We start from the raw sequence: 11783 nt of genomic DNA, 5'->3' as shown, positions 1-11783 counted from the left end.
CCTGGTCAGGTGGGAGACGGGAGCGCAGCGCGGCGCGCTGCTCCCGGAACCTTACAGGCAAATGAGAATCGTTATCGCTACTGCGAGAGCTCGCGGTCCAGGCGGTCGAGGAGCGCTTCGAGCGAGACCTCGAACTCCTCGTCGCTGCGGTCCTCGCTGAGCAGGGCACGCAGCCGCTGCACCTCCGGGGCGATGTCGAGGGACAGGTTCCCGTCGCCCTCCGGGACGGCGGCGCCGCCCTCGTCGAGCGGCTCCTCGGCGGGTCCTGCCTCGGCTCCCCTGACCACGGACTGCAGGAGGAGCTGGCCGAGCAGGAAGCTGCTGAACGCGCGGTAGGCGTTGACGGCCTGCGCGTCGGAGAACCCGTTCCCGGTGAGGGCCCGGAGGAACGTGTCGACGACCTCGATGCTCCGGAGCGGCGGACGCAGCCAGGGTGCCGCGGGATGGCGGGTGGCGACGAGGGGGGGAACGCCTTGGGGTGGTCCGTCGCGATCCGGCGGACCGCGTGCGCGACCGTCTGGAGGAACGCCTGCCAGTGCGTGCCCTCGGCCTCCTCGAGGTGGGAGACGAGGTCGCTCATCAGTGAGGCGACGATGCCCTCGAGCAGGTCCTCCTTCCCGTGCACGTACCGGTAGAGGGACATGGCCTCGACGCCGAGCTCCTGCGCGAGGGAGCGCATCGACAGCCCCTGCGTGCCCGACCGGTCGATCTGCCCGAGCGCGGTCGCGACGATGAGGTCCCGGCTCAGCCCGGGTGCGGTCGTCCTGTCGCGTGCCGCCATGGCGGATCTCCCTCGCTGTGGGTGGCTTCCGGCCCCGACTGCGTCCTCGGGGTGCGTCGCTGCCGTACCTGAGACCGTACGCGCGCTTACGTCGTAAGCTCCGACGCGGGCTTACGCCGTAAGTCCGCCGAGGTGATCCCGCACCTCCATCTCGGACGCACTCCTCATCGGATCCGGTGACCACGCCGGGGAACAGGAGCACCACCATGATCGACAGCAACAGCATCAACGACCTCATCGGCGCCGACGTCTACGGCAGCGGCGAGGCCAAGATCGGCACGGTCGGACAGGTCTACGTCGACAACGACACGCAGGCGCCGACCTGGGTGACGATCCGCACGGGGCTCTTCGGCTCGTCCGAGACCTTCGCCCCGCTGACCGACGCCAACTTCGACGCCGGCATCGTCCGCGTCGCGTACGAGAAGGCGTTCGTCAAGGACGCACCGCGCGTCGAGGCGGATGGTGCCCTCAGCGACGAGGAGGAGCAGGCGCTCTACTCGTACTACGGCATGACCGACACCTCCGTGGCGGACGAGCAGCCCCTGTACGACCAGGACGCCGACCGTGGTGTGAACACCCACGGCACCCAGGGCCACGACACCTCCGGCCCGACGACCGACGACGCCATGACCCGCTCCGAGGAGCGTCTGCACGTCGGCACCGAGCAGGTCCGGACCGGCCGTGCTCGTCTGCGCAAGCACGTCGTCACCGAGCAGGTCACCAAGACCGTCCCGGTCAGCCACGAGGAGGTCACCCTCTCCCGCGAGCCGATCACCGACGCGAACGCCGCCGACGCCCTCGCCGGCCCGGAGCTCAGCGAGGAGGAGCACGAGGTCGTCCTCTCCGAGGAGCGCGTCGTGACCGCCAAGGAGACCGTCCCCGTCGAACGCGTCCGCCTCGGCACGGAGACCGTCACCGAGCAGCAGACCGTCGACGAGGAGGTCGCCCACGAGGAGATCGAACTCGACGACAGCGAGGTCCGCAGCGCCACCGGGTCCACCGACCGCGACCTCCGCTCCTGAGCACCACCGGCGGCGACCCCTCCGTCGCCGGGACTGAGCCCGCTCACACCTGTCGGCCCCGATCATGACGAGCGGGGCCGACAGGCGTACCCGCCCCTCCCGTTCCCTCAACGGAGCACCGCACGGCCCAACGGAGCAGAGCATGAACCGAGACCAGCAGCACGTGTCCGACGCCGACGACCACGTCGAGGTGGTCCGCAGCGAGGAGCGCCTCGCCGTCACCACCGAGCGTCACGCCACGGAACGCGTCCGACTCGAGCGGTACATCGTCACCGAGCAGCGCACCGTCACGGTCGACGTCAGCCGTGAGGAGATCCGCCTGACCCGCGAGCCGATCACCGGTGAGACCCGCCTGCCGGCCGGCACCGGCGACACCGTCCGCGAACCGATCGTGGTCGTCCTGCACGAGGAGCAGCTCGTCGTGACCAAGACCGTCGTGCCGGTCGAGCGCGTCACGCTCACCACGCACACCGTCACGCACGACGAGGTCGTCGACGAGACCCTCCGGCACGAGGTCGTCGACGTCGACGAGGTGCGCGCGCCGATGGCCTGAGCAGCCCACCCGAGTGCACCGGGCCTCCTGGCCGTCATCGCGACGGACGGGAGGCTCGTCTCGTTCCCGGCAGGACCGCGTGCTCCACAGGGGTCGGTTGCGCGTTCTGCACAGAACGCGCAAACAGTTGCGCGTTCTGTGCAATCCTGGAGACACCGAGCACGTCAGCGCCCGGGAACGAAACGATGGAGTTGCGTATGTCCGTTCCGATCAAGGCCGGGATCGAGAAGGTCCCCGGCGGCATGATGCTCGTCCCGCTCCTCGTGGGTGCCGTCCTCGCGACGGTCGCCCCGGGCACCGCGGACTTCTTCGGGTCCTTCACCGGAGGCCTCCTTACCGGGAGCACGCCGATCCTGGCCGTCTTCTACGTCTGCATGGGTGCGAGCATCGACCTGCGCGCGACGCCGTACATCCTCAAGAAGGGCGGGGCGCTCTTCGGCTCGAAGGTGCTGCTCGCCGTCGTCATCGGTGTGGTCGCCGGGCAGTTCATGTCCGAGCTGCCCATCCAGGGCGGCTTCCTCACCGGCCTGTCCGTCCTGGCCCTCGTCGCCGCGTTCAGCGACACGAACGGCGGCCTCTACATGGCGCTCATGGGCCAGTACGGCAAGCCCAAGGACGTCGCCGCGTACTCGATCATGACGATCGAGTCCGGCCCCTTCCTCACGATGCTCATCCTCGGGGTCGCCGGGCTGTCCGCGTTCCCATGGCAGGCCCTCGTCGGTGCACTCATCCCCCCTGGTGCTCGGCATGGTCCTCGGCTCGCTCGACCCGGCGATGCGGAAGTTCCTCTCCTCCGCGGCACCGGTCCTCATCTTCTTCTTCGGCCTGGCGCTCGGCTTCGGCATCAGCCTGCAGACCGTCCTCAGCGCGGGACTGCTCGGTGTCCTGCTCGGCCTGGTCGTGCTCTTCCTCGGCGGCAGCGTCCTGTTCCTCGCCGACCGCCTCACCGGTGGCACCGGCCTCGGCGGCCTCGCCGCGTCCTCCACCGCGGGCAACGCCGCCGCGGTGCCGATGCTCGTCGCCGCCGCCAACCCGGCCTACAAGGAGGCAGCGGGTCCCGCCACCGTGCTGGTGTCCGCCGCCATCGTGGTGACCTCGATCGGGACCCCGCTCGTCGTCGCCTGGTACGCACGGCGGATCGCGGCGAAGAAGGGCGGCACGGACACGACGCCCGCGAACGCCGCTCCCGTGGAGAGCGCGGGGAACGGAGCCGCCACGTGAGCGGGACGCACGCGACCCTGACGATCGTCGCCGACGACCTGACCGGGGCCGCCGACGCCGCCGGCGGCTACGGATCGGCGCGCACCAGCGCCGTCGTCCTCGGCCCCGACGTGCCGTGGCCCGCCGCGGACGTCCTCGCCGTGGACACCGAGAGCCGGTACCTGCCCGAGCAGGAGGCCGCGGATCTGGTCGGGTCGGTCGTCCGCCGCTCGGTCGCCCTCGGCCGACCGGTCTTCAAGAAGATCGACTCGCTCCTCCGCGGGAACGTCGGCGCCGAACTCGCCGCAGCCCTCACCGCGATCTCCGGCGCTGAACGCGGCCTGGCTGTCGTCGCCCCCCGCCTTCCCCGGCACCGGCCGCACGACCGTCGGCGGGGTCGTCCACGTGGACGGCGTCCCGAACACGGACGGCGACCACGCCGGCGACGTCGTCGCCTCGCTCGCCGCCGCGGGCCTCCAGGCCGGGAGGCTCACCCCCGGTCCGGCGGACAGCCCCGCGGTCCTCGCCGGTCGCCTCGACCGTCTTCGCACCGACGGCGCTGACGCGGTGGTCGTCGACGCGGTCACCGACGCCGATCTCGAGCAGATCGCCCGGGCCTCCCGGCTGGTCGCGGGTCCGGTCCTGGCGACCGGGTCCGGCGGACTCGCCGCGCACATGGTGCCGACCGACGGCGCGACCGCGATGTCGGCTCCCCCCGCTGCCGGCCGTCGACCGCGTGCTCGTCGTCGTCGGGAGCTACTCCGGCCCCGCCCGGTCCCAGATCGACGAACTCGTACGCCGCGGCGCCGAGCACGTCGAGTTGCGGCACCGCGACGACGGCGAGCAGGCTGCGACGGACCAGATCTCCAGCGCTCCCGGCGACGTCGTCCTGACGCCCGACCTGGGCATCCCGGTCGACAAGGGGAACGCCCTCGACGTCGCCGCGGCACTCGCGACGACCGTCACGCGGAGTGCGCACCGCTTCGACGCCCTCGTCCTGACCGGCGGGGAGACCGCGCGGGCCGTCCTCGACGCGCTCGGCATCGACAGCGTCCGCGTGCACGGGACCGTCGAACCCGGCGTCGTCCTGAGCAGCCACCCCGACCACCGCCCGATCCTCGTGACGAAGGCGGGTGCGTTCGGCGACGCCGGCACCCTCGCCCGCACGGTCCGGGCCCTCCGACAGCTGAACACCGAAGAGTGAGGAACACAATGAAGCCGATCATCGCGATCACGATGGGTGACGCCGCCGGCGTCGGGCCCGAGATCATCGCCAAGGCGATGGCCGACCAGGCGACCCGGTCGCTGGCGACGATGTTCGTCATCGGCGACCTCCGCCGTCTGCAGCTCGCCATGGACGTCATCTCGAGCACGCTGACCCTCAACCGGATCAGTGACCCGTCCGAGGTGACCGAGGACCCGACCACCATCGACGTCCTCGACATCCCGTGCATCCCCGAGGACCTGGCCTGGGGCGAACTCTCCGCCGAGGCCGGACACGGCGCCTTCCTGTTCATCGAGAAGGCCGTCGAGCTCGCGATGGCCGGCACGATCGACGCCATCTGCACCGGTCCGCTCAACAAGGCCGCGCTGCACATGGGCGGGCACCAGTACCCCGGCCACACCGAGATGCTCGCCGAACTCGCGGGGATCGACGAGGTCTCGATGATGCTCACCGCGCCGAACATGCGCGTCATCCACGTCACCACGCACCTGGGCCTCGTCGACGCCGTCGCCGCCATCAACGGTGACCGGGTCTACCGCACCATCGCGCGCGGCAACGACCTGCTCGTCCGCTCCGGCAACGAGCGTCCGCGCATCGCCGTCGCCGCGATCAACCCGCACGGTGGCGAGAACGGCCTGTTCGGCAACGACGAGGAGGCCCAGAAGATCCAGCCCGGCGTCGACCGAGCACGTGCCGAGGGCCTCGACGTCATCGGTCCGCTGCCCGCCGACACCCTCTTCATGCTCGCCAGTCGCGGCGACTACGACCTGGTCGTCGCCCAGTACCATGACCAGGGCCACATCCCGGTGAAGGTGCTCGGGCTGAAGAACGGTGTGAACGTCACCGTCGGCCTGCCGTTCGTCCGGACCTCGGTCGACCACGGAACGGCGTTCGACATCGCCGGGAAGGACATCGTGGACCACGAACCGCTGCTCGAAGCGCTCCGTCAGGCCGCCGACCTGTCCCCGGAGCGCGAAGGCTGACGTGAACGCCCGCGACCGTCGGCGCGAGATCAGCCGCCTGCTGCAGGAGAAGCCCGTCACCGTCGACGAGCTCGCAGCGGTGTTCTCGGTCTCCGCGTCGACGATCCGGCGGGACCTCGACACGATGACGCGGGACGGCACCATCGTCCGGACGTACGGCGGTGCGCAGACCATCGGCGGGGCGGAGCGGAGTCTGCGGGAGCGTGAGGCGATCGCCGTCGAGCAGAAGGCAGCGATCGGCCGGCTCGCGAGCACGTTCGTGGAGGACGGGGCCGTCGCCGTGCTCGACGCCGGGACCACCGTGGGGGGCGCTCGCGCGGAACCTCGTCCACCGCGAGGGCATCACCGTCGTGACGACCGGACTGACGACCACCAACGCACTCGAGCACAGCACGGGAGTCGAGCTCATCGTCGTGGGCGGGCGGCTGCGGCACATCAGCTCGGGGTTCGTCGGGCCCTTCGCCGAGCGGGTGATGGCGGATGTGTCGGCCGACGTCGCGTTCCTCGGGGCCGACGGGGTCTCCGCGGAGTTCGGGCTCGGCGAGGAGACGCCGGAGCAGGCGTCGTTGAAGCGCGTGATGGTCGAGCGGGCGCGCGAGCTGTACGTGCTGGCGGACTCGACGAAGCTCGGGGTGGCCTCGGCCCACTGGTGGACGCGGATCGAGCGGCCGTGGGTGCTCGTCACGGACGACGGGGCGACGGAGGAGCAACTGGCGGCGTTCCGGGGGGGCGGAGTCGGTGACGCTGCACGTGGCGGCGACCGGTCACCTCGCCTGAGGACGGGCGCTCATCGCACCGGTTCGCCTGCGCACCGCCGGACACCGGCGCACCTTCCGTGGAAGGGTCGAGCCATGCTGCACCACCAGACCGTCGTCATCGCCGGCTGCGGCGACCTCGGCACCGAGGCCGCCCTCCGCTTCGCCGACCTCGGGTACCGCGTCGTCGGACTCCGTCGTCGCGCGGAGCTCCTGCCCGCACCGATCGAGGGCCGGAGCACCGACCTGCGCCAGGACGTGCCCGAGATCGACGCCGACACCGCGATCGTGGTCGTCGCCCTGGCCGCGGGCAGCCGGGACCCGGACGAGTACCGGGCGACCTACGTCGACGGCCTCCGGAACGTGCTGGACGGCATCGACCGGTCGGGAGCGAGCCCGCGGATCGTCGTCGTGTCCTCGACCGCGGTCTACGACGTGTCGGACGGCAGCGTCGTCACCGAGGAGACCCCGGCGACCGGCGGGACGCCCACGGCGCAGGTCCTCGTGGAGGCCGAAGCGCTCCTCCGAGAGCGAGCGCCGCGTGCGGTGCTCCTCCGACTCTCGGGGATCTACGGGCCCGGGCGGGAGCGGCTCATCGACCAGGTGCGATCCGGCGCGGCCCGACTCGCGCCGAGCCCGGGGGCGTCTCCCCACACGAACCGCATCCACCGCGACGACGCCGCGGCCGCGATCGTGCACCTCGCGACACTCGACGACCCGGCGCCGACCTACCTGGGCACCGACGACCAGCCAGTCCGACTCGACGACGTGCTCCGGTTCCTCGCCGACGAACTGGCGGTGCCGGCACCGGGGTCGGGTCCGGCGTCCGACCGGCAGGCGGGAGGCGACAAGCGGCTGTCGAACGCGCTCCTGCGGTCGACCGGCTTCACGTTCCGCTACCCGACCTTCCGCGAGGGCTACCGCGCGGTGCTCGCCGGCGAGGGTGCACGGCACAGCTGACCGCGGGACGCTGCTGCTCCTCCGAGCCATGCCCGCGCGGCTGGCCGTCGGGAGCTACTCATGGGCGGAGCGTCAGTACATGCCGGACACGCGATGTCTCGGACACGTGGCTGTAGACCGCTGGAGCGATGCCATTGAGGATGTTCAACATCTCCCGGTGTACCTGAGCGGGGTCCGGGCTCCCCGACCGCGTCGCTATGGGTTCGTGATGCGCGATCCGGTTGCGGAGCGTGTTCACCGACTCGATCGTGTGGTCGACGTGAGAGCGTTGCGTACCCTTCGGGAAGGCGTGGTGCAGGTACGGCACCCAGACGGTCTTCTCCATCGCGTTGGTCGTCAGCTGCCGCCAGAACCCGAGGGTCAACTCCGCGATCACCTTCCCGGGGGGTCGCGCTTCCGAAACCACAGCGAGCGATGGCGGCATCGACTGCTTTCCGGTTGAGGGCGTTGACGTCCGAGCCCCGTTTGATCCCCTTGACGTTCCTCGTGCGCCAGATCGGGACGATCGCAGGCGATTCCGCATCGAGGAGCCAGTGCGTGTTCGTTCGCCAGCGCGCCGAGATGGCCGTGTCGTAGGCGTTCCGCAGTGCCACTTCGAAGTGGGCGATGTCGTGCATGAGCGCTTGCCCCGCCTGGACGTTCCATTCGTACAGGCGAAGGGCCCGGCTTCGGTCGCCGTCGGCGTCTGCCACGTACCGCGCGAACCGCGCGGCGCCGAGCCAGTCGTCCACCCAGGAGTCCGACACTTCCCCAACTTCCCCCGCAGAAAAAAAGCAGAGCCCCGGCGACATGGTCGAAACCAGCGGTCCACACGGGGCTTACGAGCACCAGAGTAGCGGAGCCTCGATCGGGCGGCAACGGCGACGGATGTTCAGTGCCCGCGGTGGTCCTGGATCGTCATCCGCGGCCCGAACGCCGGCTTCCGGAACCCCGACCCCGAGATGAGCCGCACGACCCGTTCGCGGTGCCCCCCGCCACGGTTCCAGCAGTTCGAGCATCCCGTCGTCGTCGACCGGCCCTCCGGTGAGTGCCCATCCGACGAGGGCTGGCACGTGGTAGTCCCCGACGCTCGGCGAGTCCGGGTCCCCGTGCGACCGCTGCGCCGTCTCGGCAGCGGTCCACGGTCCGACGCCGGGGATCGACTGCAGCCGACTCGCGACGAGCTCCCCGCCGCGGCCGAGCGCCAGCGTCCGTTCGAGTGCGGGCGCGACCTTCACGACGCGCATCACCGTCGCCGAGCGCCCGGGCTCGATGCCGGCCTTGTGCCACTCCCAACTCGGGATGCGCGCCCAGGTGTCGGCGTCCGGCGGGACGACCATGCCCTCGGGAGCCGGGCCGGGTGCGGGCGTGCCGAAGCGTCGGACGAGGTACCGCCACGCACGCCAGGCCTGCCGCGAGGTCACCTTCTGCTCCATGATCGCGGGCACGAGCATCGCGACGACGGTGTTCGTCCGGAGGAGCCGTAACCCCGGCTGGCGGTGTCGCGCCTGTTCCAGGAACGCATGCGCGGACACGTCGAGTTCGGACCAGTCGTCACCGCGGCCGACGAGGTCCGGTCCGTGCGACACGGCCCACGCGGCTCCGGCACCCCACGCGCTGATCGCGACGGCGTCGCCGACGGCCCGGACGAGGACGGACGCCGGCCCCTCCGGGGTGCGCAACGCGAGCCAGACGTCGGACCCGACCACCCGGTGCGCCGGGTCACCGGAGCCGCGCGACAGGGGCCGCAGCGTCGCGATCACGTCCACCGGGCCTCCCGGCCGGTAGACGGTGTCGACGCGGCGTAGGTCGACGAGCGGGTCGCGATCCTGCTCGGCGTCGCCGGTCGACGCCGCAGCGGATCGGACGGAAGCCATGCAGGGATCGTAAGCGTCGGCACGGACACCAGCGACCGTGGCGGACGGCACCACCGGCGGTTGTCCACAACCTCGGTCACAGCGTGGCGGTCCCGGACCCGCGTCGGCCATGATGAGGGAGTCCACCGAACCCGACATCGGAAGTCCTCTCCATGCGCATCGGCATCCTCACCTCCGGCGGCGACTGCCCCGGTCTCAACGCGGTCATCCGGGCCATCGTGCTCAAGGGCATCGCGATCCACGGCCACGAGTTCGTCGGCTTCCGGGACGGCTGGCGGGGCGTGGTCGAGGGTGACATCGTGCCGCTCGGGCGCAAGGACATCCAGGGCATCGCGAAGCAGGGCGGGACGATCCTCGGCACGAGCCGGACGAACCCGTTCGAGGGCCCGAAGGGCGGCGTCGAGAACATCACCGCGACGCTCGAGCGGCACGGCATCGACGCCCTCGTCGCCATCGGCGGCGAGGGCACGCTGGCCGCCGCGAAGCGCCTCACCGACGCCGGGCTCAAGATCGTCGGCGTCCCGAAGACGGTCGACAACGACCTCGGCGCCACGGACTACACGTTCGGCTTCGACACCGCGGTGGCGATCGCGACCGAGGCGATGGACCGCCTCCGCACCACGGGAGAGTCCCACTCGCGCTGCATGGTCGCGGAGGTCATGGGCCGGCACGTCGGCTGGATCGCCCTCCACTCGGGCATGGCGGCGGGCGCGCACGCGATCCTCATCCCCGAGCAGAAGACCTCCCTCGCGCAGATCGCGGAGTGGGTCCAGGCCGCCTACGACCGCGGGCGTGCACCGCTCGTCGTGGTCGCGGAGGGCTTCGTCCCCGACCACGAGGACACCGCCCACACCGAGCGCGGCCTCGACGCCTTCGGCCGACCGCGCCTGGGCGGCATCGGCGAGCGCCTCGCCCCGCTCATCGAGGAGATGACGGGCATCGAGACCCGCGCCACGACGCTGGGGCACATCCAGCGCGGCGGCACCCCCACGGCCTACGACCGGGTGCTCTCGACCCGGCTCGGCCTGGCGGCGATCGACGCCGTCGTCGAGGAGCGCTGGGGCCGGATGGTCGCCTTGAAGGGCACCGAGATCGTGCACGTCTCCTTCGAGGACGCGCTCGGCGAGCTGAAGACCGTGCCGCAGGACCGGTACGACGAAGCCGCCATCATGTTCGGCTGACGCCGGGCGCCGGGACCTCGATCGGTCCTCGGCCACCCGGGTCGCACAACACGCCGCCGGCCGTTCGCCGAGGTCGTACGACATGCCGTTCGCTCCGGAGACGAGCGGCATGTCGTGCGACCTGGAGCGTGTGGCCCACCTGCATCGGCTGCGCCCGCGCCCGACCGGGAGGCCCGGGGTAGCGTCGCGCCCATGACCCGCGCCGTCCTCGTGTCCCGTTCCGCCGCCCCCATCGTCACCGACGTCGACCTGCCCGCCCCCGGCGACCGGGAGGCCTTGGTCACCGTCACGCGGTCGAGCGTCAACTACAAGGACGGCCTGGCCGTCGCCGGCGACCCCGGCGTCGTGCGGACCGACCCGCTCGTGCCCGGCATCGACGTGGTCGGCACCGTGGCCGCGGTCGGACCGAACGTGCAGGACGTGGCGGTCGGCGAGCGCGTGGTCCTGACCGGCGCGGGCGCGGGCGAGACCCGGCACGGCGGCTGGGCGGAGCAGTGCGTCGTCCCGGTGGACGCGCTCGTCTCCCTGCCCGACGGCATCGACGACGACCTGGCGGCAGCGATCGGCACGGCCGGGTTCACCGCGATGCTCAGCGTCCTGGCGCTCGAGCGCGGAGTCGCCCCCCGAGGACGGGCCGGTCCTGGTGTCCGGAGCCTCGGGCGGGGTCGGCACGGTGGCGATCGCCCTGCTCGCGGCCCGCGGGTACCGGGTGACCGCGTCGACCGGTCGGCCGGAGAACGGCGACGCGCTCCGGGCCCTCGGCGCGGCGGACGTCATCGACCGCGCGACGATCGCCGAGCCGGGGAAGCCGATGCAGCGCGCGGTGTGGGCCGGCGCGGTCGACAGTGTCGGTGGTGCGACCCTCGCGAACGTCCTCGCGGCGACGCAGTACGGCGGCTCGGTCACGGCGTGCGGGTTGGCGCAGGACACCTCCCTGCCGACGACGGTGCTGCCGTTCATCCTGCGCGGGGTGTCCCTGCTCGGCATCGACTCGGTCGCGGCGCCGCTCGACCTGCGGCAGCGGGCCTGGGCACGGCTCGCGACGGACCTCGACCCGGCGCTGCTCCGGGCGGCGACCCGCACGGTCGGCCTCGCCGAGGCGATCGAGGTCGGCGCGGAGGTCGTCGCTGGACGGGTGCACGGGCGGACGGTGGTCGACGTCACGCGGTGATCCGGGCCTCCCGGCCGGCGGTGCCGACGGGGCTGCACCGGTCAGCACGAGGGCGGGCACGGGTGGCGGCGACTCCCGCTCCTGCGCCTGCTGCTT

11 protein-coding genes and 5 pseudogenes are annotated in these 11783 nt (G+C 71.8%); 13 read left to right on the top strand and 3 right to left on the bottom strand.

Going from position 1 to position 11783, the window contains the following annotated elements:
• Positions 1–77: 77 nt before the first annotated feature.
• Complete coding sequence (locus DEJ15_RS19265) at positions 78–287, bottom strand: hypothetical protein (RefSeq protein WP_502866191.1); 210 nt, start codon at positions 285–287, stop codon at positions 78–80.
• A 700-nt stretch (positions 288–987) separates the two neighbouring features.
• Here DEJ15_RS19265 and DEJ15_RS02615 point away from each other — a divergent pair.
• The 10 genes and pseudogenes from DEJ15_RS02615 to DEJ15_RS17490 all read left to right on the top strand — a co-directional run bounded on the left by DEJ15_RS02615 (position 988) and on the right by DEJ15_RS17490 (position 7479).
• Positions 988–1803: a DUF2382 domain-containing protein gene (locus DEJ15_RS02615; protein WP_110825701.1), complete on the top strand. Its 816-nt coding sequence runs from the start codon at positions 988–990 to the stop codon at positions 1801–1803.
• Between the two features lie 142 nt (positions 1804–1945).
• A complete protein-coding gene (locus DEJ15_RS02610) occupies positions 1946–2356 on the top strand; it encodes a YsnF/AvaK domain-containing protein (protein WP_181419491.1) in 411 nt (136 codons plus the stop codon).
• Between the two features lie 185 nt (positions 2357–2541).
• A pseudogene (locus DEJ15_RS02605) lies at positions 2542–3030 on the top strand (2-keto-3-deoxygluconate permease); the annotation flags it as partial.
• Between the two features lie 73 nt (positions 3031–3103).
• Positions 3104–3577, top strand: a complete 474-nt coding sequence (locus tag DEJ15_RS02600; RefSeq protein ID WP_349814928.1) for a 2-keto-3-deoxygluconate permease — start codon at positions 3104–3106, stop codon at positions 3575–3577.
• A pseudogene (locus DEJ15_RS17505) lies at positions 3574–3915 on the top strand (four-carbon acid sugar kinase family protein); the annotation flags it as partial. The gene DEJ15_RS02600 and the pseudogene DEJ15_RS17505, both read left to right, overlap by 4 nt.
• Before the next feature lie 46 nt (positions 3916–3961).
• Positions 3962–4171, top strand: a pseudogene (locus DEJ15_RS17500) (hypothetical protein); the annotation flags it as partial.
• Between the two features lie 121 nt (positions 4172–4292).
• Complete coding sequence (locus DEJ15_RS02590; protein WP_284175554.1) at positions 4293–4760, top strand: nucleotide-binding domain containing protein; 468 nt, start codon at positions 4293–4295, stop codon at positions 4758–4760.
• 8 nt (positions 4761–4768) lie between these two features.
• The gene (gene pdxA / locus DEJ15_RS02585) at positions 4769–5764 is read left to right on the top strand and encodes a 4-hydroxythreonine-4-phosphate dehydrogenase PdxA (protein WP_110825704.1); all 996 of its coding nucleotides are present in this window, start codon (positions 4769–4771) and stop codon (positions 5762–5764) included.
• 1 nt (position 5765) lies between these two features.
• Positions 5766–5924 (top strand): annotated as a pseudogene (locus tag DEJ15_RS17495) (DeoR family transcriptional regulator); the annotation flags it as partial.
• A gap of 1 nt (position 5925) precedes the next feature.
• Positions 5926–7479 carry an NAD-dependent epimerase/dehydratase family protein gene (locus tag DEJ15_RS17490; RefSeq protein WP_349814790.1) on the top strand — a complete coding sequence of 518 codons (1554 nt, stop codon included), beginning with the start codon at positions 5926–5928 and terminating at the stop codon, positions 7477–7479.
• Between the two features lie 58 nt (positions 7480–7537).
• On the opposite strand, the gene DEJ15_RS02570 is transcribed toward DEJ15_RS17490, so the two are convergent.
• Complete coding sequence (locus DEJ15_RS02570) at positions 7538–7855, bottom strand: hypothetical protein (protein ID WP_284175553.1); 318 nt, start codon at positions 7853–7855, stop codon at positions 7538–7540.
• 442 nt (positions 7856–8297) lie between these two features.
• Entirely contained in the window at positions 8298–9335 is a 1038-nt protein-coding gene (locus DEJ15_RS02565) for a DNA-3-methyladenine glycosylase family protein (protein ID WP_349814789.1), read from the bottom strand.
• A 152-nt stretch (positions 9336–9487) separates the two neighbouring features.
• On the opposite strand from DEJ15_RS02565, the gene DEJ15_RS02560 reads away from it, so the two are divergent.
• The 3 genes and pseudogenes from DEJ15_RS02560 to DEJ15_RS17480 all read left to right on the top strand — a co-directional run bounded on the left by DEJ15_RS02560 (position 9488) and on the right by DEJ15_RS17480 (position 11687).
• Positions 9488–10516 (top strand): 6-phosphofructokinase, encoded by a 1029-nt coding sequence (locus DEJ15_RS02560; protein WP_110825707.1) that lies wholly within the window; start codon positions 9488–9490, stop codon positions 10514–10516.
• Positions 10517–10708: 192 nt separating this feature from the next.
• Positions 10709–10990 (top strand): annotated as a pseudogene (locus DEJ15_RS17485) (alcohol dehydrogenase catalytic domain-containing protein); the annotation flags it as partial.
• Positions 10991–11159: 169 nt separating this feature from the next.
• Positions 11160–11687 (top strand): zinc-binding dehydrogenase, encoded by a 528-nt coding sequence (locus DEJ15_RS17480; RefSeq protein ID WP_349814788.1) that lies wholly within the window; start codon positions 11160–11162, stop codon positions 11685–11687.
• Positions 11688–11783: the final 96 nt, after the last annotated feature.

The sequence above is a fragment of the Curtobacterium sp. MCJR17_043 genome (assembly GCF_003224315.2).
Classification (GTDB): Bacteria; Actinomycetota; Actinomycetes; order Actinomycetales; family Microbacteriaceae; genus Curtobacterium.
This window is presented reverse-complemented; position numbering and strand designations above follow the sequence as displayed.

What these genes read in the sequence shown, in the direction of transcription:
- DEJ15_RS02615 (WP_110825701.1), top strand. Translation starts at nt 988, where the DNA reads ATGATCGACAGCAACAGCATCAACGACCTCATCGGCGCCGACGTCTAC.
- DEJ15_RS02610 (WP_181419491.1), top strand. Translation starts at nt 1,946, where the DNA reads ATGAACCGAGACCAGCAGCACGTGTCCGACGCCGACGACCACGTCGAG.
- DEJ15_RS02600 (WP_349814928.1), top strand. Translation starts at nt 3,104, where the DNA reads ATGGTCCTCGGCTCGCTCGACCCGGCGATGCGGAAGTTCCTCTCCTCC.
- pdxA (WP_110825704.1), top strand. Translation starts at nt 4,769, where the DNA reads ATGAAGCCGATCATCGCGATCACGATGGGTGACGCCGCCGGCGTCGGG.
- DEJ15_RS02565 (WP_349814789.1), bottom strand. Translation starts at nt 9,335, where the DNA reads ATGGCTTCCGTCCGATCCGCTGCGGCGTCGACCGGCGACGCCGAGCAG.
- DEJ15_RS02560 (WP_110825707.1), top strand. Translation starts at nt 9,488, where the DNA reads ATGCGCATCGGCATCCTCACCTCCGGCGGCGACTGCCCCGGTCTCAAC.